Below are 24,668 nucleotides of genomic sequence, written 5' to 3' on the forward strand. Positions count from 1 at the left end.
ACGCAACTAACAGCCCAACGCCGGCCCAGCCCGCACGCGCCGCCCCGCTTGCTGCCCGCTTACCGCGCGCGGCGGCCACGCATGTTGCCACGCCTGCGGCGCGCCGATGGCGCAGCGCAGCAACCAGCACGAACAAGCGGCGCGAAAATGTCCTACTCTGCAAACTGATCTGCCTTCGCAGTCCGGCGCGCCGCTGCGCGCGCCCGTGCTTTCAGGAGTCTTCGATGACAGCAGTAGGTCTGGAATTCGATCAGCTCAAGAGCAGTGCCGAAGCGTTGCGCCGCTCCATTTCGAACCGCTTGATGTATGGCGTCGGCAAGGACGCTGTCACGGCGCGTCCGCAGGACTGGCTGCACGCTGCCGCGCTCGCCGTGCGCGACCGGCTGGTCGAGCGGTGGATGGTCACCACGCGTCGCCAGTACGACCAGGACGTCAAACGCGTCTATTACCTCTCGATGGAGTTCCTGATCGGCCGCACGTTTTCCAACGCGCTGCTCGCGCTCGGCATTTACGATCAGATGAAAGAAGCGCTGGCGGACGTGGGCGTCGATATGGAATCGGTGATCGACCTCGAACCGGATGCCGCGCTCGGCAACGGCGGCCTCGGGCGCCTTGCCGCCTGCTTTCTCGATTCGATGGCGACGCTCGGCATCCCGGGCTTCGGCTATGGCATCCGCTACGACTACGGCATGTTCCGCCAGCAGATCGTGGACGGCGAACAGGTCGAAGCCCCCGACTACTGGCTGAACGCCGGCAACCCGTGGGAGTTCCCGCGGCCGGAGGTCCAGTACCCCGTGCATTTCGGCGGCCGCACGGTGCAGCGCGACGGCCGCGTGGAATGGATCGACACGCAGCACGTCAACGCAATGGCCTACGACACCGTGATTCCAGGCTACGCCACGAGCGCGACGAACACGCTGCGCCTGTGGTCCGCGCGCGCGGACGAAGAGCTCGACCTTTCCGCGTTCAATCAGGGCGACTATCAGCGCGCGGTGGAGGCGCGCAACATCTCGGAGAACGTCTCGCGCCTGCTCTATCCCGACGATTCGACCATGGCCGGGCGCGAGCTGCGCCTGCGCCAGGAGTACTTCTTCGTTTCGGCGACCATGCAGGATTTGATCCGCCGCTACCTGCGCACGCACAGCACGTTCGGCCGCTTCTCCGACAAGGTGGCCGTGCACCTGAACGACACGCACCCGGTGCTGGCGGTGCCCGAGCTGATCCGCCTGCTCGTGGACGTGCACGGCCTGCCGTGGGACGAGGCGATGCGGCACGTGAGCCGCGTGTTTTCGTACACCAATCACACGCTCATGCCCGAAGCGCTGGAAACCTGGGACGTCGAACTATTGGCGCGCCTCTTGCCGCGCCACCTCGAAATCATCTTCGACATCAATGCGGCCTTCCTGCGCGAAGCGAGCGACAAGGGCGCGCACGATCTCGACCAGATCCGCCGCATCTCGCTCGTGGACGAATATGGCCAGCGCCGCGTGCGCATGGCGTACCTCGCGATCGTGGCGAGCCATAAGGTCAACGGTGTTTCGAAGCTGCATTCGCAGCTCATGCAGCGCGACATCTTCGCCGATTTCGCGCGCCTCTTTCCCGACCGCTTCACGAACGTCACGAACGGCATCACGCCGCGCCGCTGGCTCGCCCAGGCGAACCCGCCGCTCGCACGCCTGATCGACGAAAGCGTGGGCACGAACTGGCGTCGTGACCTGCTCGAACTCCACGGCCTGCGCAAGCTGCGCGGCGACGCCGCATTCGAAGCGGCATTTCGCTCCGCCAAGCGCAGCAACAAGGTGCGCCTCGCCCAGCGGATCGCGGAGCGCGCCGGTATCGTCGTGAATCCGGATGCGCTCTTCGACATGCAGGTGAAGCGCATTCACGAATACAAGCGGCAACTGCTCAACGTGCTGCACGTGATCGTGCGCTACAACCGCATCCGCGAGAATCCGCAGCGCGACTGGGTGCCGCGCGTGGTGGTGTTCGCGGGCAAGGCGGCGTCCGCCTACCGCATGGCCAAGACGATCATCAAGCTCATCAACGACGTGGCCGTGAAGGTGAACAACGACCCGCTGGTGGGCGACCGGCTCAAGGTGGTGTTCGTGCCGAACTACGGCGTGAGCGTGGCCGAGGTGCTGATTCCGGCCGCCGATCTTTCGGAGCAGATTTCCACCGCGGGCACCGAGGCCTCGGGCACCGGCAACATGAAGCTTGCGCTCAATAGCGCGTTGACGATCGGCACGCTCGACGGTGCGAACATCGAGATTTGCGAAGCGGTCGGGCCGGAGCACATTTTCATCTTCGGCCACACGTCCGACCAGGTGGATACGCTGCGCGCCTCGGGCTACCGGCCGCGCCAGATCTACGAGGAAAACCCCGAACTGCGCACGGCGCTCGACCAGATCCGCACCGGCTTCTTTTCGGCCGGCGACCCTGCGCGCTTCACGGACATCTTCCACACGCTCGTGGACTGGGGCGACCACTACCTGGTGCTGGCCGATTTCGCCGCGTTCATTGCGGCCCAGGAAGCCGCCGACCGGCGCTTCATGGACGTGCCGTCATGGACCGCGAGTGCGATCGAGAACGTGGCGGGAATGGGACCGTTTTCGTCGGACCGGGCGATTGCCGAATACGCGCGCGATATCTGGCACGTGAAGCCGATCGATATGGGCTGACGGGTTGCCGCCGGGCTGGGCCGGGTTGGCCTGGCTGGATCGACTGGGCCGGGCCGCTTGAGCCCGCGTGCGGGTCAGGGCGCCGGCGTCGCGCGCGCGGCGGCCTCGCCGCGGCCCGCCATGGCAAAGCGGATAACGGCCTCCACGCGCTCCGCGAAGCCGCGGTCGGCGCTCGTGAGCGCTTCGCGCCGCTCTCCACCCATCACGACGATCAGGCGGTGCGGCGCGTCCTGCGTGAACCACGCAATGAGCCCCACCACGAACAGCATCGCCCCGCAAACGAGCGCGGCCGCCAATCCGGACACGCCGCCCCAGATGCCGAGCGCCACGCCGAGCACGCACAGCGTGACGGGCAAGAGACGGTTGCGGCGTCCGCTGACGACCTCGACATCCTCGATGTCGCGCAGGGCGAACACCTGGCCCGCCACCGAAAGTGCAGTGCGCGTGACCGAGACGCCGGCTTCGTTGAAGGGGAGTTCCATCGATTCGAATGCTGCGAGGGGAAAGGGCGCAGCGTACCAGAAGCGCACGCAACGCGCCCGGCAGCATGATGCCGCAGCCGTCGCCATCAAGAAAAACGGGACATCCCTGAGGATGTCCCGTTCGCAGTGGCGCCGCCCTGGCGGGCAGGCGCCGCGGCCGTTTTTTGATGTTGTCGGCCGCTTCGTTCTTAGAACTTGGTGCGCAAGCCCACGCGCACGGCAACCTGGTTCTGCGAGCCCGAGCCCGAGGGCTGGAAGATGCTCGAGTTCGAGTCGCCAATCTGCGCCTGGACCGGCTGGCCCTTGTACGTGCCCGACGCGTCCTGATAGGCGGCGAGCAGGTAGACGTCGGTGCGCTTGCTGAGTGCGTAGTCGACGGCGGCGTCGATCTGGTTCCAGTGCGCGCCGAAGAGGCCCGAAGCACGCGAGTACGTGTAGCCGAGCTGGCCCGAAAGCGCCGGCGTGAAGGCCCACTTGCCGCCCACTTCGTACGCGTTGTACAGGTACGACGAAGCGCCGATCTGCGAGAGCAGCGTGTTCGTCCACAGCGCGAAGACCGTGGCCGGACCGGCGACGTAGCGGCCGCCGATGCCGAACGTGCGCAGGTCGAGCAGCGCGCCGCCGATGCCGGCGATGGTCGTCGTGAAGGCCGGCGAAGCGGCGCCCGGATAGCGGATGTCCGTGTACGCGGCGCCGAGGCCGAACGGGCCGTAGCCGTAGTTCGCGCCGAAGCTGTAGGCACGCGACGAAGACGTCGAGGCCGTGGTCGGCGCGCCGGCGAACGAGGTCGTGTTCGAGAAGCCATACAGGCCGCCGAACGTCAGGCCCGAGAAGTTGACGCTCGTGAACTTGACCGAGTTGTTGATGCGGCTCGACGTCAGCTGGTCGATGTCGTTGAAGTGGTAGGCGTAGTTGCCCGCGACCGTGTTGCCGCCGATCGAGTAGTTGCCGCCGAGGAAGTCGGTGCTGAACGAATATTGACGGCCGAACGTGAGCGAGCCGATGGTGTCCTTCGTGAGGCCCACGTAGGCTTGACGGCCGAACAGCGCGCCGCCCTGACCCAGCGTGCCGCTGCCGCTGTTGAAGCCGCTTTCGAGCACGAAGATCGCCTTCAGGCCGCCGCCCAGATCTTCGGCGCCGCGCAGGCCCCAGCGGCTGCCTTGGGCAACGCCGTCGCCGTAGCCCCAGTAGCTGCTGCTGCCGCCCGTGGCGTTCTTGACGTGGCTGTTGTAGCTGATACCCGCGTCAATCAAGCCATACAGCGTGACGCTGCTTTGTGCGTGTGCTGCGCCCGCGACCGAGGCAAGAATGGCGGTGGTCAATATTTTCTTGTTCAAAACATTCTCCGGATTGAGGAAAGGTGCGTATGCCCGTCTCTCTGGACCTGGGTCATGCGACGCGCTGCAATTTAATGGCCGATCGCGAAAGGAATGTGACAGTAAGACACTGTAGGCAAAATGTCGCCTTCCTGTTGCAGGCGCGCGACAAGGGGCTTGCGCAAGCGGTTTTGGGAGGAGAGCCCCGTCCGGATTGGGTTTGACGGGAGTTTCGAGGAACGGCAGGCGGGCCGAAAACGTTTGGCTTCGATTATGATAATTTCTGCTTTGCTTTTTATTCGCCGCGCTATTTGCCGTGGATTATGTGAGGAATATTTGCGGATCGATTCGATTGATGGTAATGCCGCATTAAAATCGGCTATATCGTCGCTATACCGTTTTTCGATATTTCATTAAATTGGCAGTCCGAATGATTGGATGCGGTCGCCGAGGCGGTTCGAATCCGGCTCATGCCGCAGTGGCATGAGCCGGCCAGCCTGCGGGACCTGGCGCCGTGCGTTAGAGCGAAAGCAGCGAGCCGCTGCGAATCGGCCGGTCCCCGGCAATGCGCGCCACTTCCATGCCGGCCGTTGCGAAACGCGCGCTGTGCCGTGCGTACATGACGCCGCTCACGGTGCTGCGCAGCGTATGCACTTCGTCGGTAAGCGGGTTGACGATGTCGGCCACCGGCGCGCCGGCCTCGATCCACGTGCCGTAGTCGGCGCGGAACACGATCACGCCGCTGGCGGGCGCGACGATCGGCTCGGTGCCGGCGAGCGGCGTGGCCGGGAACGCGAGCGGCGGCAGCGGCGCCGCCGTGCCCTCGATCACCCCGCGATGAATCAGGTAATCGACGATACCCTGGGCGTCGTGTTCGGCGAAGTCGTGCGATACGTCGCGCTGGCTGCGCAGTTCCACCGTCACGGAGATCGAGCCGTGCGGAATCGGAAAGCGCTTGCCGAAGCGCTCGCGCAACTCGGTCCAGCAGAAGCTGTGAATCTCGTCGAACGGGTTGCCGATGGAATTGAGCGCGAGGAGCGAGGCCTTCGCGTCGAGATACCGCGAAAGCGGCTCGACCTCCGGCCACAGTTCCGGGTTCGTGTAGATGTGCAGCGCGGCTTCCCAGTCGCAATGCAGGTCGAGCACGATGTCGGCGTCGTACGAGAGCCGTTGCAGCGCGAGGCGCTGCGCGTCGAGCTCGGTCTTCGGCTGCTGGGCGGCCAGCGCCGTGCCCATGGCCTGGCGGATGGCCCGGCGGTTGGCGTCGGCGTCGGGGCCGAACTGCGCCTCGATGGTCGGCAGCACGAGCGCCGTCAAATCGTGGAAGTTCCGGTTGAAGTTCTGCGCCGTGCCCGCCTCGAAACGGCCGACGAGATGGCCGAGCCATTGCTGGTTCAGGCCGACCGGGTTGGCCACCGGCACCACGACGATTTCGCCGCGGATGCGGCCGGCCGCTTCCAGTTCGGCCAGCTTGCGCTTGAGGACCCATGCGGTGAGCATGCCGGGCAGTTCGTCGGCGTGCAGCGAAGCCTGCACGTACACCTTCTGAGCGCCGCCCGTGCCGTAGTGAAAGCTCGTGATCTGCCGCGCGGTGCCGAGGGCGGGCGCTATCAACGGATGGTTCTGGGTTTGCATGTTCGGAGCGCATGCCGCGGCTGGCGCGGCGCACGTGAATATCGGGTTCGTGGAGTGAGCGCCGCAAGCGGCCCCCCGGCGATCTTAGCGGATTCGCTCTGGGGCGGGTACTCGGGCCGAACCGGCGCACCGGCGCGAACCGGGCTGAGTGCCGGGCGCGGCGTTACGCCCGGCGCACCGGACGAAAAAAAGCCCGGACCGCAGTCCGGGCTTTTGTGTCGCTGCGCCCGACCCGCGGCCTGGGCCGCGAAGCCGGGAGAACAAGGCGATTAGCTGCCGTACACGTCGAAGTCGAAGTACTTCGACTCGATCTTCTTGTACGTGCCGTCCTTGATCATGTCGGCGATGGCCTTGTCGATCTTCGCCTTCAGGTCGGTGTCTTCCTTGCGCAGGCCGATAGCGGCTGCACCCGTCGGGATTTCCTTGCCGGCGAAGACGAAGCCCGCGCCGCGCGGGGTTTTCAGGAAGCCCAGATCGGCCTGCACTTCGTCTTGCAGCGCGGCGTCCAGACGGCCCGAGATCAGGTCGGCATAGACCTGGTCCTGGTTCTGGTAGGGCACCACGTTGACACCCTTCGGCGCCCAGTTTTCCTTTGCGTAGGTTTCCTGGATCGTGCCCTGCTCCACGCCCACCGACTTGCCCTTGAGCGAATCGGCCGTCGGCTGGAGGTTCGAGCCCTTCTTCGCGACGAGGCGCGTCGGCGTGTTGAACAGCTTCGCCGAGAAGGCGATCTGTTCGGCGCGCTGCGGCGTGATCGTCATCGACGAGAGAACGCCGTCGAACTTCTTCGCCTTCAGGGCCGGGATCATGCCGTCGAAGTCTTGTTCCACCCACACGCACTTGGCGTTCAGGCGCTTGCAGATTTCGTTGCCGAGGTCGATGTCGAAGCCGACGAGCTTGCCATCCGGTGCTTTGGATTCGAACGGCGCGTAGCTGGCGTCGACGCCGAAGCGCACGGTCGACCAGTCCTTCGCGTGGGCGGCACCGGCCGATACGGCCAGCAGGGCAACCGACAGGGCGGCAAGCAGTTTCTTCACTATGTGTACTCCTCGGGATGGTTCATGGAGCGCCGCGTGCGGCCATACCGCCGCGGCGCATTGTCCTCGCGCGGGTCGCGCCTGGACTTTCGTTGGGCTCGCCGGCGTACCGCCAGCGGCGCGCGCAAAGCTTACCAGGTCAAAATTGCTGCGTCGCTAGTGTAATACCGGATGGCGTAAGAATGGGCGCTGGAACGAACGTTCGGCGCATCGGGCAGCGGCCCGGAAAGCCTTGCCCAGCAACGCGCTGCGGGCCGCGCGCCGCAGCCGCGCGGCAAAAGGGCACGAGCAGGGTCGAAAGGAATGCGATGCTTGGGTGCAACAATGTCGCCGCGGCCGATGTGGCACTGAAGGCATGCGTATTGAATCTGAAATAAAAACGGCAGCATGACGTCGGCTTGCCGGGCCGTCGGTACGCTGCCGTTCGCCTCGCGCGAGGCGCGTGGTTTTCGGGCGCAAGGCCCCTCAGACCACCCGCTTGCCCGCGCGGTAGGTGGCGCGCGGCACCGGCAGGGTGTCCAGCATGGTCACGCGCACGAAGTCCGCGCGCAGGCCCGGCGCGATGGCGCCGCGGTCGGCCAGGCCGGCGCGGCGGGCCGGCTCCCACGAAACCGTCGCAATCGCGCGCGGCAGCGTCCAGCCGGCCTGGGTTACGAGGTCGAAGGCGGCGGTCAGGAGGCTGGAGGGCACGTAGTCGGACGAGAGGATGTCGAGCAGGTCGGCCTGCGCGAGTTCCAGCGCCGAGACGTTGCCCGAATGCGAGCCGCCGCGCACCACGTTCGGCGCGCCCATGATGGTCGAGATGCCGCGTTTCTTCGCTTCGGCCGCCGCGACGCGCGTGGTGGGGAATTCGGCCAGCACGATGCCTTCCTCGGCCGCTTGCTCGACGTGTTCGACGAGGGTGTCGTCGTGGCTCGCGAGCGGGATGCCGCGCGCCTGGCAGCGCTCCACGATCTGGCGGCGGTGCTCGTCGGCGAAACGCTGCTGCTCGTCGGCGAGTTCGCTCAGCATCGTGGCCGCCTGTTCGTCGGTCCACTTGCCGTGGCGCTCCTGGAAGCGGCGCCATTGCTCGCGGTCGTGCCACTGGCGCTGGCCCGGCGTGTGATCCATCACCGAGGCAAGACGCAGCAGCGGGTGCGCGGAGAGCGTGTCGAACAGTTCGATTACGTCCTGCGTGGCGATTTCGCAGCGCAGGTGCAGGAAGTGGTCGGCGCGCAGCAGGTCGCGGTCCGAAAAGCGCGAGAGCGCGGCGGCACAGGCGAGCTGCACTTCGCGCCCGCGCACGCCCACGTTCAGGCGCGTGCCGATGGCGAGCGCGTCGAACACGGTCGTGATGCCCGCCGCCGCGATCTGGGCGTCGTGGATCACGAAGGCGGCGTCGGTGTTCCAGTGCACGCCGGGGCGCGGGGCGAGGTGCTTCTCCAGGTTGTCGGTGTGCAGTTCGACGAGGCCGGGCAGCAGGTAGTCGCCGTCCCAGTCTTCGGCGTCGGGAGCGGCCGTGTTGCCGTGCGAAATCTCGCGGATCTGGCCGTCCTCGATACGTATCGTGCCGGTGAAAACTTCCTCTCGCGTCACGATGCGGGCGTTCTTGATCAACATCGTCAGGCTCCGAAATCAGGTTAGGGCTGCGAATCTATTGAGAGCGAATCGGGGCGTGCGCGATTCATGCGGCTTCGCCGAGCAGCGCTTGCGGGGCTTCCAGCGGCAGGCGGCGCGTGGCCACGCGTTCGCGCGTGTCTTCGTCGTGGAACACGCCCACGATCGCCGCGCCGCGTTCGCGCGCTTCGACGATCAGGCTCGACACCACCGCGCGGTTTTCCGCATCGAGCGAGGCCGTGGGTTCGTCGAGCAGCAGGACGCGATGCTGCGCGATCAGGCCGCGCGCGATGTTCACGCGCTGCTGCTCGCCGCCGGAGAACGTGGCGGGCGCGAGCGACCAGAGCCGCTGCGGCACGTTCAGGCGCGCGAGCAGCGTTTCGGCGCGCGCGAGCGCTTCGTCTTCCGCCACGCCGCGCGCCACGAGCGGCGCCGCCACGAGATCGCGCGTCGCCACACGCGGAATCACGCGCAGGAACTGGCTTACGTAGCCCACCACGTTGCGGCGCAGGCGCAGCACGTCGTGGGGTTCGGCGCCCGTGATCTCCAGGTGCTGCAAGGGCGCGTTGTCGTCGCGAATGGCGATGGAGCCGCCGCTCGCAAGGTAATTGCCGTAGAGGCAGCGCAGCAGCGTGCTCTTGCCCGCGCCGGACGGCCCCACGAGCACGACGCATTCGCCGCGCTCGACTTCGAGCGAAACGCCCGCGAGCGCTTCGATGCCGATACCGCCCTGGCCGTGCAGCGTGAAGGTCTTGCGCACGTTTTCGGCGCGCAGCATCAGCGCGGCGCGTTCGACGAAGGCGCGCGTGGCGCGGCGGCCGGGGCGTTGCTGGTCGGCATCGCCGCTTGCACTGTGATTCATGTCGGTCATGTCGATCATCCTAGACCGGCAGCACGGAGGCTACCAGTGTCTGCGTGTAGGGATGCTGGGGGTCGTCGAGCACCTGGTCGGTCAGGCCCGATTCGACCACGGTGCCGCCCTGCATCACCATGAGCCGGTGCGCGAGCAGGCGCGCCACGCCTATGTCGTGCGTGACGATCAGCACCGAAAGGTGCAGGTTCGTCGTGAGCGTGCGCAGCAGGTCGAGCAGGCGCGCCTGAACGGAAACGTCGAGGCCGGCCGTGGGCTCGTCCATGAACACGAGGCGCGGCCCGGTGACGAGATTACGCGCGATCTGCAAACGCTGCTGCATGCCGCCCGAAAACGCGGAGGGCAGTTCGTCGATGCGCTCGGCGTCCAGTTCCACGCGCTGCATCCACTGTTGCGCCGTGTGGCGGATCTGGCCGTAATGGCGCGCGCCCACGGCCATCAGCGGTTCGCCGATGTTGGCGCCCGCCGAAACGCCCGCACGCAGCCCGTCGCGCGGATTCTGCTGCACGAAGCCCCATTCGGTGCGTGCCAGCAGGCGCCGGCGCGGCTCGGAGAGCGTGCGCAGGTCCAGCGCTTCGCCGTTCGCGTTGCGGTAGCACAGTGCGCCGGAATCGGCCGCGGTGCGCAGCGCGAGCGCGTTGAGCAGCGTGGTCTTGCCCGAGCCCGATTCGCCGACGATGCACAGCACCTCGCCGGGATACAGGTCGAAGCTCACGTCGCGGCAGCCGTTGCGGCCGCCGTATTGCTTCGTGAGTTGGCGGGCGCTCAAGAGGGGCGTCATGCGGATTCTCCGTGTTCGGTTGCGGCCGCGGCGCCCGGGCCCGTTTCGGCCGCCTGGCCGGCTTCGGCCTCGTCGCGCCGCTCGTGGCAGTAGTCGCTGTCTGAGCACACGAACATGCGGCGGCCGGTGTCGTCCACGATCATTTCGTCGAGGAAGCTCTCGCGCGAGCCGCACAGCGCGCACGCATGCTCCCAGCGCTGGATTTCGAACGGATGGTCGTCGAAGTCGAGACTCTTCACGGGCGTGTACGGCGGGATCGCGTAGATGCGCCGCTCGCGGCCCGCGCCGAACAGTTGCAGCGCGGGGTTCATGTCGAGCTTGGGGTTGTCGAACTTGGGGATCGGCGAAGGCGACGTGAGGTAGCGGCCGTTCACCGTTACCGGGTAGTCGTAGGTGGTCGCGATGCTGCCGTGCTGCACGATATCTTCGTAGAGCTTCACGCTGATGAGGCCGTAGTCGGACAGCGCGTGCAGCTTCTTGCACTCGGCCACGCGCGGTTCGAGGCGATAGAGCGGCTCGGGCATCGGCACCTGGTACACCAGAATCTGCGCTTCCGTGAGCGGCGTTTCGGGAATGCGGTGGCGGGTCTGGACGATCGTCGCTTCGGTCGTGCGGCGCGTGGTCTTCACCCCGGTCGTGCGGCCGAAGAAGCGGCGGATGTTCACGGCGTTGGTCGTGTCGTCGGAGCCCTGGTCGATCACCTTGAGCGTATCGCGCGTGCCGATGATGGCGGCCGTCACCTGGATGCCGCCCGTACCCCAGCCGTAGGGCAGCGGCATTTCGCGCGAGGCGAACGGCACCTGGTAGCCGGGCACCGCCACGGCCTTGAGCAGCGCGCGGCGGATCATGCGCTTGGTCTGCTCGTCGAGGTAGGCGAAGTTGTAGCCGTCGGCGGCCTGCGTTTCGTGCGACGCGATCGGCGCGGCCAGGGTATCGGGCGCGTTCATGCGGCCTCCTCGTTCTGCGGGTCGAGCCGTTCGTGCTGCGCGCGCAGGCGGCGCACGAGTTCGAGTTCGGCCTGGAAATCGACGTAGTGCGGCAGCTTCAGGTGCTGCACGAAACCGGATGCTTCCACGTTGTCGCTGTGCGAGAGCATGAACTCGATGTCCTGGGTGGGCGAATCGAGCGTTTCGCCCAGCTCTTCGGCGCGCAGCGCGCGGTCCACGAGCGCCATCGCCATGGCCTTGCGTTCCGCGTGGCCGAAGGCGAGGCCGTAGCCTTGCGTGAAGGTGGGCGGCACGTCCTTGCTGCCCGCGAACTGGTTGACCATCTGGCATTCCGTCAATTCGATCTCGCCGATCTCGACGGCTTCGCCCAGTTCGTCCAGCACCATTTCTACGGATACCGAACCAAAGCGGATTTCGCCCGCGAACGGGTGCGAATGCGCGTAGCCGCGCTGGGTGGCGTAGCCCATGGCCAGCAGGAAACCTTCGTCGCCGCGCGCGAGATTCTGCAGGCGCACGGCGCGGTCCGCGGGAAACGAGAGCGGTTCGCGCGAGAGGTCGCCGGGTTCGTCCGCATCGGGCACCGGCGTTTCCTGCTCGATCAGGCCTTCCTGGTCGAGCAGCGTGACGACGCGCGGCATGGGCGCGGCGGCGGGTTCGCGCGCAGCGGGGGCTGCGTCGCTGCCTTCGGTGCGCACATCGTCGTCTGCCTCGCCACCTTCGGCGAGCAGCGCGAAGTCCAGCAGACGCTGCGTGTAGTCGTAAGTCGCACCCAGCACCTGGCCGCCCGGCACGTCCTTGAACGTGGCCGAAATGCGGCGCTCCACCTGCATGTGCTCCGTTTCGACCGGCTCCGTATAGCCGAAGCGCGGCAGCGTGGTGCGATAGGCGCGCAGCAGAAAGATGGCTTCGACGAGATCGCCCGCGGCCTGCTTGATGGCGAGCGCGGCGAGTTCTTCGTCGTACACCGAACCTTCGGCCATCACGCGCGCGACGGCAAGGCGCAACTGTTCGCGGATCTGCGCGACGCTCAGCTCGGGCACGCGCGTATCGCCGCGGCGGGCCTGGTCGAGCAGGCGCCACGACGCTTCGATCGCGCGCTCCCCTCCTTTGACGGCGACGTACATCAGTTCATCTCCACTTGAGTCGTGCGCGGCAGGCCCATCAACTGGTCGCCGCAGACGAGATAGAAGTCGATACCGCAGGGAAAAAGCGCGCCCAGCGCGGCCCGTTCCTGCCAGAAGCGCGCGGGCAGCCCGACGGGCGCGATGGTCTGCGCAGCTTCGATACCCGGCCCGCGCAGCGTGACGTTCGCGCCGCCCGCGAGCGAGGCAACGCGCACGAACACCGTGGCGGACTGCTCCGGCGACTCCGGCGTGCCGCTGGCGAGCGAGGCGAGCGGCGGCAGGGCGGCGGCGTCATGGACATAGGCAAACGCGGCTTCGGCCGGCGAACCGGCGAGCGGCGCCCCGGCATGAAAGCGCAGCGCCGCGGCCAGTGCGGCGTCGGGCTGCGCGAGCCACACGGGCGTGGCGTAGTCGCACAGCGCGAGCAGCGCGGCGAAGGCCGCGCGGCCGGCGCGCTCGCCGCTGTTCGTCGCGTCGGCGGCCGGCAGCGCCGTTTCGATCACGCCGATGCGGCCCGGACGCGCGAGCGCGTCGAGCAGCGTGCGGAACACCGCCTGGGTGTCGTGGACGGGATCGGCAAAGCCGGGGGCGAGCGCGTCGAGCGCGTCGAGTGCGGCGCGCGCATGCGTGGAGGTCGAGCGTTCGTCGATCATGCGTCACCTCGGACCATCGTGAAGAATTCGACCTTGGTGCTGGCCGTGCCGGCGCGGCGTTTCGCCCGGCGCGCCGCTTCGCGTGCGGCGAGCGGGGCGATCAGTTGCGCGTGCAACCGGTCGTGGCGCGCGGGCTGCTGGAGGAGCGCGTCGGCGAGCGCGGCCAGTTCGGCGCGGCGCTTGTCGCGCCCCAGGTGGCACGCCACGCCCACCGTGCCGCCTTCGGCGCCGGCAAGCCGCAGCGTGGCGCGCGTGACGGTGGCTTCGCCCAGATTGAAGGCGTTGCCGGTGCCGCCGATACGGCCGCGCACCATGGCGAGACCCGTTTGCGGCGGGCGCAGCCAGTCGAAGGCCGGTGCGGCGGCGCCGGCGAGCGCGGCCGCGAAGGCCGCTTCCAGCTCGGCGCGCGGAGCGCGCGCGAGCACCGCCATCCATGCGCGCCGCGAGGCGGCGGAGGGCGGGGCGGAGGTAGCGTTCATCGGGGTTCCTGTGTCGTGAACGGGATGGGGACGAAGCGTGCTGCAAGCGTCGCTATTGAACCATCTATTCATCTAAACGTCTAGACGTATAGTGATGCGGTTGTAGACATGTGACGCGGGGAACGTTTTCATATTTCCATCACGTCTTGCGCACTACAATGCGGAAAACGTTATTGAAACCGAGAGGAATGACAGCACCATGACATCGAACGACGGTGTGCCGCACAGCGCCCAGCTCGAGCGCGGCGCAGGCGTGGCGGTGTGGCGGCAGATCGAACAGATCCTTGCGGCCGAAATTGCGGCGAAAGGTTTTGGCGACGAGGGCCGCTTGCCGAGCGAAGGCGAACTCGCGCGGCGCTTCGACGTGAACCGCCATACGGTGCGGCGCGCCATGCTCGGCCTCGCGGCCAGCGGCCTCGTGAGCGTGGAGCAGGGGCGCGGCACGTTCGTCCAGCCCGGCGCGATCGACTATTCGATCGGCAAGCGCACGCGCTTTACGGAAAACCTCCGGCAGCACCATCACTCGCCGCAGGGCCGGCTGCTGGCTTCGTCGCGCGTGAAGGCGGACCCGACGGTCGCGAAGGCGCTCGGCATTCGCGCCAATGCGCTCGTGTACCGGGTCGAAACGGTCAAGGAGTCGGACGGCGTGCCGATTCTCTACGCGCGCAACTGGTACCCGGCCGCACGCTTTCCGGAACTGCCCGAGGTGCTCGCGCGCATGGAAAACACCTCGAAAGCGCTGGCCGAATTCGGCGTGGCCGATTACCTGCGCAAGTGGAGCCGGATCGGCAGCATGCTGCCCGAGGCCGAAGTGGCGCGGCGGCTCAATATCAACCGGCAGCAGCCGGTGCTGGTGGTCGAGAACGTGGACGTCGACATGGAAGGCACGCCGATCAAGTACGGCATTACGCATTTCGCGGCGGATCGCGTGCAGTTGATGGTGGAGCACGAACTATGACGGGCGCCCTGGCCGGAAGCTGGAGCGCCGCGACGCGCTTCGCGATCTACTATGCGCCGCCGCGCGAATCGGCCTGGTGGCGTGCGGGCTGCGCGTGGCTTTCGCGCGACCCGGAAAGCGGCGAGCCGCTCGCGGCGCCGCAGCCTGCGGGCCTCGCCCGCCCGCTTGCCGAACTGACCGGCGCGCCGCGCCGCTACGGCTGGCACGGCACGCTCGTGCCGCCGTTTCGCCTGGCCGAGGACGTGACCCCGGAAGCGCTGCTGGCCGCCGCGCAGCAATGGGCCGCCGCGCGCGCGCGCTTTGCGGTGGCCGCCGAAGCCGCCACGCTGGGCCGCTTCGTGGCGCTGCGTCCCGCCGACGAAGCCGGCGACGCGGCCCTGCGCGATCTGGCCGCCGACGCCCTGCGCACGCTGGGCCACCTGCGCGCGCGGCAAACGCCGGCCGAACTCGCGCGCCGGCTCGACGCGCCGCTCACCGCGCGCCAGCGCGCCTACGTGGAGGCGTGGGGCTACCCCTACGTGTTCGAAGAATTCCGCTTCCACATGACGCTTTCCGATTCGCTCGCCGATGCAAACGAGCGCGCGGCGCTCGTGGCGGCCTGGAACGTGCAGATGGCGGATGCCGGGGCGCTGCCCGTGGAGGGCGTTGCCCTCTTCGTCGAGCCGCAGCCCGGCCTGCCGTTTGCGCTCTGGCGCCGCGCGGCCTTCGCGGGCGGGGAGCCGCGCGCATGAAGACCCGGCTGATCTACGTGATGGGGCCGTCGGGCGCGGGCAAGGACTCGCTGCTCGGGTTCGCCCGGGCGCGGCTCGCGGCTGAAGGTGTGGTGTTCGCGCATCGCTACATCACGCGCGTGGAAAGCGGCGGCGAGAACCATATCGCGCTCACCGAGCCCGAGTTCGAGGCGCGCTCGCGCGCCGGCCTCTTTGCGCTGCAATGGCGCAGCCACGCGCTGCGCTATGGGGTGGGCGTGGAGATCGACCAGTGGCTCGCGCTGGGCTGCACGATTGTCGTGAACGGCTCGCGCGCCTACGTGAGCGAAGCCCTCGCGCGCTACCCGCAGATGGCGCTCGTGCATGTCGAAGCCGCGCATTCGGTGCTGGCGGCGCGCCTCGCCTCGCGCGGGCGCGAGACGCCCGGGCAGATCGCGGCACGGCTCGCGCGCCAGGCGCCGTTCGAGGTGCCGGCGGCCGCGAGCATCACGCGCATCGACAATTCCGGGCGTCTGGAGGATGCGGGCGAGGCCTTTGTCGAGGTGGTGCGCCGCGTGGCCGCCTCCCGCTGAGCGCGGGTTCGAAGGGCGCGCGCGGCTTCTGCAGCGCTTGCGGCGGGGGCCGGCGAAACCTCAGGTTCTGCGCGCCACCATGCCGGAAACGCGCTGCGCGGCTTGCAGGAGCGGGTCGAGGAAGGTCTTGACCATCTGCTTCGCGGAGGTCCGCTGTGCATTGCCGCTGATGTTCATCGCCGCGATCACGCGGCCCTGGCGGTTGCGGATGGGCGCCGAAATCGAAATCAGGCCGCCCTCCAGTTCCTGATCCACGATCGCCCAGCCCTGCTGGCGCACCTGGGCGATGATCTTCTTCAGCTCGTCCTTGTCGGTGACGGTGCGCGGCGTGTGCGCGTAGAGCGGCGTGGCGCCGAGCGTGGCGTCGAGCGCGTCTTCGTCGAGCGCCGAAAGCAGCACGCGCCCCATCGACGTGCAATAGGCCGGCAGGCGGCTGCCGATGGAGAGATTGATCGTCATGATCTTGTGCGTGGGCACGCGCAGCACGTAGACGATTTCGGTGCGGTCGAGCACGGCTGCCGAGCAGCTTTCGTGCACCTGCCCCGAAAGCTCTTCCATGATCGGTTCGGCGAGATTCCAGAACGGCATCGACGTGAGATAGGCGAAGCCCAGGTCGAGAATCTTCGGCGTGAGGCGAAAGAGCCGCCCTTCGGCCTCCACGTAGCCGAGCGTCTGGAGCGTGAGCAGGATGCGGCGCGCGCCGGCGCGCGTGAGGCCGGTGGCGGCGGCAACGTCGGTGAGCGTCTGCTCGGGGTGCTCGGCGTTGAAGGCCCGGATCACCGAAAGGCCGCGGGCGAACGACTGCACGTAGGAGTCGCCCGGCTTGTCCGGGATCTCCTGCTGCTCGGCGGAACGGTCGGGCGAGGCACTGGATGCGGAGGTCATGGGCGTCGGAATGGGGCGGGCGGCCGCGCGTAAGGAACCCATGACGATAGCGCAAGCGACCTGTTTCGCCAACCGCCGCCCGAAACGCCCGGCGCGGCTTTCCGGCCTGCGGCGGCCGGTCGGGGGCCGGGGCCGGTTTGCGCCCGCGGGCGGACCTGTGTTAAGACCGGGGGAGCGCTGCGGCGGCCTGCCGGCGGCGCTGCTGCGCGCCTCGCGCGAACCGGTCTGGAAGGAGACGACTGCCATGCCCCGCTTTGCGGCCAATCTGACGATGATGTACCCCGAACACGCGTTCCCGGACCGTATCGCGGCGGCGGCGCGCGACGGCTTTGCCGCGGCCGAATGCCTGTTCCCCTACGAACTGCCGGCGGCCGAACTGAAAGCGCGCCTGGACGCGAGCGGCGTCGAACTGGTGCTCTTCAACGCGCCGCCCGGGAACTGGGCGGCAGGCGAGCGCGGCCTTGCTTCGCTGCCGGGACGCGAGGACGAATTCCGCCACGGCATCGACCGCGCGCTGGAATATGCGCGCGTGCTGGGCAACCGGCGCCTGCACGTCATGGCCGGCCTGCGCGCGCCGGACACGGCGCCCGAGGTTCAGCGCGAACTCTATCTGCGCAATCTCGCATGGGCGGCGCAGGCGGCCGCGACGGCGGGCGTGACGATCCTGATCGAGCCGATCAACCCGCGCGACATGCCGGGCTACCTGCTGAACCGCCAGGACGACGCACAGGCGATACGCGCGGAACTCGGCGAGCCCAACCTGCGCGTGCAGTTCGACTGCTACCACTGCCAGATCGTGGAGGGGGACCTCGCGACGAAGCTGCGGCGCGACATCGGCGGGATCGGGCACGTGCAGATTGCCGGCGTGCCCGGGCGGCACGAGCCGGATACCGGCGAGCTCAACTATCCGTATCTCTTCGCGCTGCTGGACGAACTGGGCTACGACGGCTGGATCGGCTGCGAATACCGGCCGCGCGGGGCGACTTCGGCGGGCCTGGAATGGCTAAAGCCTTATTTACCGCAACGGCTTTGATCTGGATTAATGGTTATCTTTAAATAATAAAAAATCCGCAATTCGCTTGATAGGCGGCAGTATCGGGCGAATTGAATATTGACGTGAATAGTCGAATTCATTCCCGGCTTCCATTCGAGTGGCCGCTTCTCCTCTGCGTAATTCGTTAGAAAGATAATTGCGTCCTTCGGCCGCGCCCCTGCGCGCAATATCGGCCGGGACTCTTTAACGAAGATCAAATTTTCCAATTGGGTCTTTCCGTAAAATTGCGCCGAATACGATACGGGTGCATTTTGCGTGGCCTTATTCGCCATGCGGATGCGTTAGGGCGTCCAGGACGATTTAACGGAAAGACGGGCAACTATGAAAGACAGAAAAGCCTTGAGAAGGTGGCTCATCCCCCTCGGCAGCGGCGTGGCCGTTTCGCTTGCAGGGTGCAGCGGGAATTTCGCGCTGCTCGACCCGAAGGGCAGCGTAGGCGCTGCGGAGAAGTCGCTCATCGCCACGGCAACGGGCGCCATGCTGCTGGTCGTGGTGCCCGTGATTCTCCTCACGCTGTTCTTCGCGTGGCGCTATCGAGCGTCGAACCGCCATGCCGTCTATGCGCCCAAATGGGCGCATTCCACGGCCATCGAAGTCGTGGTGTGGACCATTCCCGCCATCATCATCCTCTTCCTCGGCGTTCTCACGTGGAAGACCACGCACGAGCTCGATCCCTACAAGCCGCTCGAGTCGAACGTGAAGCCCATCAACGTCGAAGTGGTCGCGCTCGACTGGAAGTGGCTCTTCATCTACCCGGACCTCGGCATCGCCACGGTGAACCAGCTGGCCGTGCCGGTGGGCACGCCGGTCAACTTCCGCATCACGTCCGATTCGGTGATGAACTCGTTCTTCATCCCGCAATTGGGCACGCAGGTGTACGCCATGGCCGGCATGCAGACGCGCCTGCATCTGATCGCCGACGAGGCGGGCACCTTCGAAGGTCTCTCGTCGAACTACAGCGGCAAGGGCTTTTCGGACATGCGGTTCCGCACCCTCGCCACGAGCCAGAGCGACTTCGATGCGTGGGTCCGCAAGGTCAAGGCTTCGTCCACGGCGCTCAGCATGGACGAGTACGCCAGCGTCGCGCAGCCCACCGAGAAGGCGCCGGTCGCGTACTTCTCGACGGTCGATCCGAAGCTCTTCAACAACATCATCGCGAAGTACAACAACGGCCACGTCACGGACTTCTCCGATCCGTCGTGCGTGACGAAGGGGTAAAGGGTAAGAGTCATGTTCGGAAATCTCACATTAGGCGCGATTCCATTCGATCAGCCGATCATCATGGGCGCCGCGGCGTTCATGGCGCTGATCGTTGTCGCGGTGCTCGGTCTCGTGACCGTCACCGGCAAGTGGAAAACCATCTGGAACGACTGGCTCACGAGCGTCGATCACAAGCGCATCGGCGTGATGTACATCGTCGTGGCCGTGCTCATGCTCGTGCGCGGCTTTGCCGACGCGGTGATGATGCGCATCCAGCAGGCAATCGCCCTCAATTCGCCCGGCTACCTGCCGCCGCATCACTACGACCAGATCTTCACGGCGCACGGCGTCATCATGATCTTCTTCATGGCGATGGCGCTCATGGTGGGCCTCTTCAACCTCGTGGTGCCGCTGCAGATCGGCGCGCGCGACGTGGCCTTCCCGTTCCTCAACTCGCTCTCGTTCTGGATGACGGCGATCAGTGCGATCCTGATCAACCTGTCGCTCGTGATCGGCGAGTTCGCGCAGGTGGGCTGGCTCGCCTATCCGCCGCTTTCCGAGCTGCAGTTCAGCCCGGGCGTGGGGGTGGACTACTACATCTGGTCGCTGCAGCTTTCGGGGGTGGGCACGCTCATCACCGGCGTGAACTTCTTCGTGACGATCATCAAGATGCGCGCGCCGGGCATGACCCTCATGAAGATGCCGGTGTTCACGTGGACGGCGCTCTGCTCGAACGTGCTCATCATGGCCACGTTCCCCATTCTCACGATCTCGCTCGCGCTGCTGGGCCTCGACCGTTACGTGGGCACGCACTTCTTCACGAACGACGGCGGCGGCAACCCCATGCTGTACCTGAACCTGATCTGGGCGTGGGGCCACCCCGAGGTGTACATCCTCGTGCTGCCCGCGTTCGGCATCTATTCGGAGGTCATGGCCACGTTCTCGAAGAAGCCGCTGTTCGGCTACAAGACGATGGTCTACGCCTCGTGCGCCATCATGATCCTCGCGTTCCTCGTGTGGGCGCACCACTTCTTCACGATGGGATCGGGTGCCGACGTCAACTCGTTTTTCGGCATCATGACCATGGTCATCGCGATCCCGACGGGCGTGAAGATCTTCAACTGGCTGTTCACGATGTACCGCGGCCGCGTTCATTTCACGGCGCCCGTGCTCTGGACGATCGGCTTCATGGTCACGTTCTCGATCGGCGGCATGACCGGCGTGATGATGGCGATTCCGGGCGCGGACTTCGTGCTGCACAACTCGCTCTTCCTCGTTGCGCACTTCCATAACGCGATCATCGGCGGCGTGGTGTTCGGCTACCTCGCGGGCGTGCACTACTGGTTCCCGAAGGTGTTCGGCATCAAGCCGAACGAGAAGCTCGGCAAGGCTTCGTTCTGGTGCTGGTTCGTGGGCTTCTATGTGGCCTTCGTGCCGATCTACGTGCTGGGCTTCATGGGCATGACGCGGCGGACCAATCACTACTACACGCCCGAATGGCAGCCGTGGCTGATCGTGGCCGCGGTCGGCGTGGCGATCATCGCGCTCGGCGTGGTATTCCAGGTGCTGCAGTGGGTGGTGGCGTTCGCGAACCGCAACAAGGCCGAATGCCGCGACGTGACCGGCGACCCGTGGGATGGCCGCACGCTCGAATGGGCCACTTCTTCGCCGCCGCCCGTCTATAACTTCGCGGTGCTGCCGCAGGTGAGCGACATCGACGCCTTCACGCACATGAAGGAAACCGGCCAGGGCCTCGGCCTTGCCGACCAGTACAGCGATATCCATATGCCGTCGAACACGTCCGCGGGCTTCTTCGTGGGCATGTTCGCCCTGGTGCTGGGCTTTGCGGGCATATGGCACATCACGTGGCTCGCCGTGGCGGCATTCGTGGCCATCGTGCTGACGATCGCGCTGCGCAGCTTTGGCGACAACGACGGCTACTACATTCCGGCAGCCCGGGTACGCGAGATCGAGGAACAGCGCCATGGCGCGGCTGTCCCCGTGAATCGTCGCGATCTGGTCGCCGAGGAGGCTTACTGATGTTGCAGAAAACCCATACGGCGAACCTCGCCGACTTCGAGCACCACGACCACCCGCCGTCGAATTCGGTATTCGGCTTCTGGGTGTACCTGATGACCGACTGCGTGCTGTTCGCGTCGCTCTTCGCCACGTTCGGCGTGCTGGGGCACCAGTTCGCGGGCGGCCCCACGGGCCGCGACCTGTTCGATATCCCGGGCGTGGCGATCGAAACCGCGGTGCTGCTGCTTTCCAGCATCACCTACGGCTTCGCGATGCTCGACGCGAACCGGCGCAAGTCGGGCGGCACGCTCCGCTGGCTCGCGGTCACCTTCGTGCTGGGCGTGGTCTTTCTCGTTTTCGAGCTGCGCGAGTTCTCGCATCTGATCGAAGAGGGCGCGGGCCCGCAGCGCAGCGCGTTCCTCTCGTCGTTCTTCACGCTCGTTGCCACGCACGGCCTGCACGTGTTCTTCGGCCTCGTCTGGATGATCGTGATGATGATTCACGTGATCCGCAAGCCGGAACTGGGCGAGAAGGAACTGCGCGGGCTCACCTGCCTGAGCCTCTTCTGGCACTTCCTCGATGTCGTGTGGATCTGCGTGTTTACCTTTGTCTATCTCGGGAGCGTGCTCTAAATGGCTCATTCTCATTCGCAGGCCGAGGGCGGCGATCATGGCGTCCACGGCACCTTCGGCAGCTATGCCGCGGGCTTCATTCTTTCCGTGATCCTCACCGCGGGCGCCTTCGGCATCGTGCTGCACGGCACGTTCGAACCCGGCACCGCGATGGCGGTGCTCGCCGTGCTGGCCTTCGTGCAGGTGGTCGTGCATCTGGTGTTCTTCCTGCATCTGAATGCGTCCGCCGGGCAGGGATGGAACGTGATGTCGCTGGCCTATACGGTGCTGGCCGCGGCCTTTCTCATCTTCGGCACGATGTGGGTCATGCATAACGTCAGCATGAATATGATGTCGCGTTAAGCGCATCACAGCGGCGAGCCTTCCTGAGCCTGACCGCTAAAACGACAAAGCCCAGGGTCCCGCCCTGGGCTTTGTCGGCAATCTGAGCCGACCTGGAGAGGTCGGCTTTTCTTCTGGTTTCCGTAGAGATTAGTTGTAGGCCCAGGTGTCGTCGACCTTCACGATCTTCCAGGCTCCCTGTTCGTTGCGTAGAAACACCAGGACGCTTGTCTTGTCTTTCGAACCGAATGTAACCGGTACAACCGTGACATCGCCGAGCGTGATCGGAGGCTGTGCTGCAACATGCGTGGCCCAGTCGCGCGGATCGTAGTCCTGAACTTTCAGGAAGTAGTCCACGCCTTGTGGCGGTCCCCCGCGACTGTATTCATCTTTCAGTCGATCGACAGTCCGTTGTGCAACGTAGTTGTATATCGCTGGCTCACGCAGCGGGGCCGTCTGGTCATTGTCGTGCTTGAAGAACCACTGATAGAACGTGGTCACGAATGCATCTGGCGCAGCTTCGGCATTCCCGGCATGGGCCTGGAGCGAGATGGCAAGACAAAGGCAGAGCGACATCCAGATGGCTGCGAAAAGCGATCGGGCATCGTACCTCATGGGGCTCCTCAGTTGTGTCTGTACATTTGCCAGGATGGCTGGGCGGTGCGATAAGCGGGGCCCGGATAAAAGCCGTTGTGCTGCCGGAAATCGGAAATCCAGATGTTTCCGTTGTAGATGGCCATATGCCCGGCAGGGTGCCCAGGCGCAGGTTGAATGACTATGACATCCCCTCGCTCGGGCGTTCCTGAAGCGCGGGCAAAACCCGCGTTTTCCAGATTCCGTCCGTAGTCCTTCGCATAGTGAGTTCGCGCCAAGTTTATTCCACCGGCTACGATTGCTTCGCGGACATATTGAGCGCACCGCCCTTTACTTTCAATATGCGCACGTTGCTCCGCATGATTGGCTGCCGTCGATGGATTCCACGCCATCTTTCCTCCCGGGTTGTCTATGGAGGCTAAATCGTAGCAATGGCAGGCACGCGAATGGATAGGAATAGTCAGAAATTCGGGTGCGAACGCTATTTATTTTCGGCCCCGGGCCGTCCGCTATCGCGCGCTTGACACCCTTCGCGCGAGCCGCCTATCATGCGCATGAAAAGTTCGATAAACGATCATGTGTTCATATATCGAACAAAACAGGAGGCAGGACATGAAGGAAGCTTTTCTCTGCGACGCGATTCGCACCCCCATTGGCCGCTATGCGGGCGCGCTTTCGTCGGTGCGTGCCGACGACCTGGGCGCCGTGCCGTTGAAGGCGCTGATGGAGCGTAACAAGGAAGTGGACTGGTCGGCGATCGACGACGTGATCTACGGGTGCGCCAATCAGGCAGGCGAAGACAACCGCAACGTGGCGCGCATGTCGCTGCTGCTCGCGGGCCTGCCGCAAGCCGTGCCGGGAGCCACCGTCAACCGCCTGTGCGGTTCGGGCATGGACGCCGTGGGCATTGCCGCGCGCGCCATCAAGTCGGGTGAAGCGGGGCTGATGGTGGCGGGCGGCGTGGAGAGCATGAGCCGCGCGCCGTTCGTCATGGGCAAGGCCGCGAGCGCCTTCTCGCGCGACGCCGCAATCTACGACACGACCATCGGCTGGCGCTTCGTGAATCCGCTGATGAAGCAGCAGTACGGCGTGGATTCGATGCCGGAAACCGGCGAGAACGTCGCGGTGGACTACAACGTGAGCCGCGCGGACCAGGACGCCTTTGCGCTGCGCAGCCAGCAGAAGGCCGCACGCGCCCAGGCCGACGGCACGCTCGCGCAGGAAATCGTGGCGGTCAGCATCGCGCAGAAGAAGGGCGATCCGGTTGTGGTGTCGCGCGACGAGCATCCGCGCGAGACGAGCCTCGAGGCGCTCGCGAAGCTCAAGGGCGTGGTGCGCCCGGACGGCTCGGTCACGGCAGGCAACGCCTCGGGCGTCAACGACGGCGCCTGCGCACTGCTCCTCGCCGACGCAGAGAACGCGAAGCGCTTCGGCTTGACGCCGCGTGCGCGCGTGCTGGGCATCGCGACGGCGGGCGTGGCGCCGCGCGTGATGGGCATCGGTCCGGCGCCTGCTTCGCAAAAGCTGCTCGCGCGCCTGAACATGAGCATCGACCAGTTCGACGTGATCGAACTGAACGAGGCATTCGCCTCCCAGGGCCTGGCCGTGCTGCGCATGCTGGGCGTAGCGGACGACGATCCCCGCGTGAATCCGAACGGCGGCGCCATTGCGCTCGGCCATCCGCTCGGCATGAGCGGCGCGCGTCTCGTCACGACCGCGATGTACCAGCTCCATCGCACGCAGGGCCGCTATGCGCTGTGCACGATGTGCATTGGCGTGGGCCAGGGCATTGCCATCGCAATCGAGCGCATCTAGGCGCATAGCGATGCAGTAAGCAACGCCATACACGGCCTGGACCTGGAACGCCGCGGATCGTACGATCCGCTGCGTGTATCGCACCGTGACGCTCGACGTTCCGCCGAACCTCGATCTCAAGGACGTCAAGGTGGGCGACTCGATCCATGCCGTGTTCGTTTCCGCCTACGCCACGCAGTAAAACAACGCAGTAAAACGACGCAATAAGCCGATCCAGAAAACGACGACGCCGGCGCGAAAGCGGTCACTCCGCTCTCGCGCCGGCGTCGTTTCGGGATCGGGACGGCGGCTCGGGCACCTCGTCGAGCC

Annotated in this window: 24 protein-coding genes; 10 read left to right on the forward strand and 14 right to left on the reverse strand. The window is 66.1% G+C overall.

Annotation, left to right across the window (positions count from 1 at the left end):
- Window positions 1–224 precede the first annotated feature (224 nt).
- Entirely contained in the window at window positions 225–2,678 is a 2,454-nt protein-coding gene (locus BFE01S_RS27890; RefSeq protein WP_028228329.1) for a glycogen/starch/alpha-glucan phosphorylase, read from the forward strand.
- A gap of 74 nt (window positions 2,679–2,752) precedes the next feature.
- On the opposite strand, the gene BFE01S_RS27895 is transcribed toward BFE01S_RS27890, so the two are convergent.
- From BFE01S_RS27895 to phnG, 11 genes are all read right to left on the reverse strand, one after another.
- On the reverse strand, window positions 2,753–3,160 hold the full coding sequence (locus BFE01S_RS27895; RefSeq protein ID WP_028228330.1) for a DUF6232 family protein: 408 nt from the start codon (window positions 3,158–3,160) through the stop codon (window positions 2,753–2,755).
- A 188-nt stretch (window positions 3,161–3,348) separates the two neighbouring features.
- Window positions 3,349–4,497 (reverse strand): porin, encoded by a 1,149-nt coding sequence (locus tag BFE01S_RS27900; protein ID WP_028228331.1) that lies wholly within the window; start codon window positions 4,495–4,497, stop codon window positions 3,349–3,351.
- A gap of 498 nt (window positions 4,498–4,995) precedes the next feature.
- Window positions 4,996–6,111 (reverse strand): succinylglutamate desuccinylase/aspartoacylase family protein, encoded by a 1,116-nt coding sequence (locus tag BFE01S_RS27905; RefSeq protein WP_028228332.1) that lies wholly within the window; start codon window positions 6,109–6,111, stop codon window positions 4,996–4,998.
- A 269-nt stretch (window positions 6,112–6,380) separates the two neighbouring features.
- Window positions 6,381–7,148, reverse strand: a complete 768-nt coding sequence (locus BFE01S_RS27910; protein WP_028228333.1) for an ABC transporter substrate-binding protein — start codon at window positions 7,146–7,148, stop codon at window positions 6,381–6,383.
- Window positions 7,149–7,613: 465 nt separating this feature from the next.
- Window positions 7,614–8,747 carry an alpha-D-ribose 1-methylphosphonate 5-triphosphate diphosphatase gene (locus tag BFE01S_RS27920; protein WP_028228334.1) on the reverse strand — a complete coding sequence of 378 codons (1,134 nt, stop codon included), beginning with the start codon at window positions 8,745–8,747 and terminating at the stop codon, window positions 7,614–7,616.
- A 64-nt stretch (window positions 8,748–8,811) separates the two neighbouring features.
- The gene (phnL, locus tag BFE01S_RS40455) at window positions 8,812–9,522 is read right to left on the reverse strand and encodes a phosphonate C-P lyase system protein PhnL (RefSeq protein ID WP_407668251.1); all 711 of its coding nucleotides are present in this window, start codon (window positions 9,520–9,522) and stop codon (window positions 8,812–8,814) included.
- A 103-nt stretch (window positions 9,523–9,625) separates the two neighbouring features.
- Entirely contained in the window at window positions 9,626–10,396 is a 771-nt protein-coding gene (gene phnK / locus BFE01S_RS27930) for a phosphonate C-P lyase system protein PhnK (RefSeq protein ID WP_028228335.1), read from the reverse strand.
- The gene (locus BFE01S_RS27935) at window positions 10,393–11,343 is read right to left on the reverse strand and encodes an alpha-D-ribose 1-methylphosphonate 5-phosphate C-P-lyase PhnJ (protein WP_028228336.1); all 951 of its coding nucleotides are present in this window, start codon (window positions 11,341–11,343) and stop codon (window positions 10,393–10,395) included. The genes phnK and BFE01S_RS27935 overlap by 4 nt, the downstream gene beginning before the upstream one ends.
- Window positions 11,340–12,467: a carbon-phosphorus lyase complex subunit PhnI gene (locus BFE01S_RS27940; RefSeq protein ID WP_028228337.1), complete on the reverse strand. Its 1,128-nt coding sequence runs from the start codon at window positions 12,465–12,467 to the stop codon at window positions 11,340–11,342. The genes BFE01S_RS27935 and BFE01S_RS27940 overlap by 4 nt, the downstream gene beginning before the upstream one ends.
- A complete protein-coding gene (phnH, locus tag BFE01S_RS27945; protein WP_028228338.1) occupies window positions 12,467–13,120 on the reverse strand; it encodes a phosphonate C-P lyase system protein PhnH in 654 nt (217 codons plus the stop codon). The genes BFE01S_RS27940 and phnH overlap by 1 nt, the downstream gene beginning before the upstream one ends.
- A complete protein-coding gene (phnG, locus tag BFE01S_RS27950) occupies window positions 13,117–13,599 on the reverse strand; it encodes a phosphonate C-P lyase system protein PhnG (protein ID WP_028228339.1) in 483 nt (160 codons plus the stop codon). Before phnG ends, phnH begins: the two co-directional genes overlap by 4 nt.
- A gap of 199 nt (window positions 13,600–13,798) precedes the next feature.
- Between phnG and phnF the strand changes: the two genes are divergently transcribed.
- Genes phnF through phnN form a run of 3 tightly spaced genes read left to right on the forward strand, consistent with a single transcriptional unit; the run spans window position 13,799 to window position 15,839 of the window.
- Complete coding sequence (phnF, locus tag BFE01S_RS27955; protein ID WP_028228340.1) at window positions 13,799–14,557, forward strand: phosphonate metabolism transcriptional regulator PhnF; 759 nt, start codon at window positions 13,799–13,801, stop codon at window positions 14,555–14,557.
- Entirely contained in the window at window positions 14,554–15,288 is a 735-nt protein-coding gene (locus tag BFE01S_RS27960) for a DUF1045 domain-containing protein (protein ID WP_028228341.1), read from the forward strand. Before phnF ends, BFE01S_RS27960 begins: the two co-directional genes overlap by 4 nt.
- Entirely contained in the window at window positions 15,285–15,839 is a 555-nt protein-coding gene (gene phnN / locus BFE01S_RS27965; RefSeq protein WP_028228342.1) for a phosphonate metabolism protein/1,5-bisphosphokinase (PRPP-forming) PhnN, read from the forward strand. The genes BFE01S_RS27960 and phnN overlap by 4 nt, the downstream gene beginning before the upstream one ends.
- 60 nt (window positions 15,840–15,899) lie before the next feature.
- Here the strand turns inward: phnN and BFE01S_RS27970 are convergent, their stop codons facing one another.
- Window positions 15,900–16,724, reverse strand: coding sequence for an IclR family transcriptional regulator (locus BFE01S_RS27970; RefSeq protein ID WP_042338790.1), 825 nt, complete (start codon window positions 16,722–16,724; stop codon window positions 15,900–15,902).
- A 244-nt stretch (window positions 16,725–16,968) separates the two neighbouring features.
- On the opposite strand from BFE01S_RS27970, the gene otnI reads away from it, so the two are divergent.
- The 5 genes from otnI to cyoD all read left to right on the forward strand — a co-directional run bounded on the left by otnI (window position 16,969) and on the right by cyoD (window position 21,971).
- On the forward strand, window positions 16,969–17,757 hold the full coding sequence (otnI, locus tag BFE01S_RS27975; RefSeq protein ID WP_028228344.1) for a 2-oxo-tetronate isomerase: 789 nt from the start codon (window positions 16,969–16,971) through the stop codon (window positions 17,755–17,757).
- 342 nt (window positions 17,758–18,099) lie between these two features.
- Window positions 18,100–18,996: a ubiquinol oxidase subunit II gene (cyoA, locus tag BFE01S_RS27980; protein WP_042338792.1), complete on the forward strand. Its 897-nt coding sequence runs from the start codon at window positions 18,100–18,102 to the stop codon at window positions 18,994–18,996.
- A gap of 12 nt (window positions 18,997–19,008) precedes the next feature.
- Window positions 19,009–21,018 (forward strand): cytochrome o ubiquinol oxidase subunit I, encoded by a 2,010-nt coding sequence (gene cyoB, locus BFE01S_RS27985; RefSeq protein WP_028228346.1) that lies wholly within the window; start codon window positions 19,009–19,011, stop codon window positions 21,016–21,018.
- Window positions 21,018–21,629 carry a cytochrome o ubiquinol oxidase subunit III gene (gene cyoC, locus BFE01S_RS27990; protein ID WP_028228347.1) on the forward strand — a complete coding sequence of 204 codons (612 nt, stop codon included), beginning with the start codon at window positions 21,018–21,020 and terminating at the stop codon, window positions 21,627–21,629. Before cyoB ends, cyoC begins: the two co-directional genes overlap by 1 nt.
- Window positions 21,630–21,971, forward strand: coding sequence for a cytochrome o ubiquinol oxidase subunit IV (gene cyoD, locus BFE01S_RS27995; protein ID WP_028228348.1), 342 nt, complete (start codon window positions 21,630–21,632; stop codon window positions 21,969–21,971).
- 129 nt (window positions 21,972–22,100) lie between these two features.
- Here cyoD and BFE01S_RS28000 read toward each other — a convergent pair whose 3' ends face one another.
- Window positions 22,101–22,565 carry a DUF3828 domain-containing protein gene (locus BFE01S_RS28000; protein ID WP_028228349.1) on the reverse strand — a complete coding sequence of 155 codons (465 nt, stop codon included), beginning with the start codon at window positions 22,563–22,565 and terminating at the stop codon, window positions 22,101–22,103.
- Window positions 22,566–22,573: 8 nt separating this feature from the next.
- Window positions 22,574–22,936, reverse strand: a complete 363-nt coding sequence (locus tag BFE01S_RS43480) for a CHAP domain-containing protein (RefSeq protein ID WP_084170199.1) — start codon at window positions 22,934–22,936, stop codon at window positions 22,574–22,576.
- 220 nt (window positions 22,937–23,156) lie between these two features.
- On the opposite strand from BFE01S_RS43480, the gene pcaF reads away from it, so the two are divergent.
- Complete coding sequence (gene pcaF, locus BFE01S_RS28005) at window positions 23,157–24,359, forward strand: 3-oxoadipyl-CoA thiolase (protein ID WP_028228350.1); 1,203 nt, start codon at window positions 23,157–23,159, stop codon at window positions 24,357–24,359.
- The last annotated feature ends 309 nt before the right edge of the window (window positions 24,360–24,668 follow it).

The organism is Paraburkholderia ferrariae NBRC 106233 (assembly GCF_000685035.1).
GTDB lineage: Bacteria > Pseudomonadota > Gammaproteobacteria > Burkholderiales > Burkholderiaceae > Paraburkholderia > Paraburkholderia ferrariae.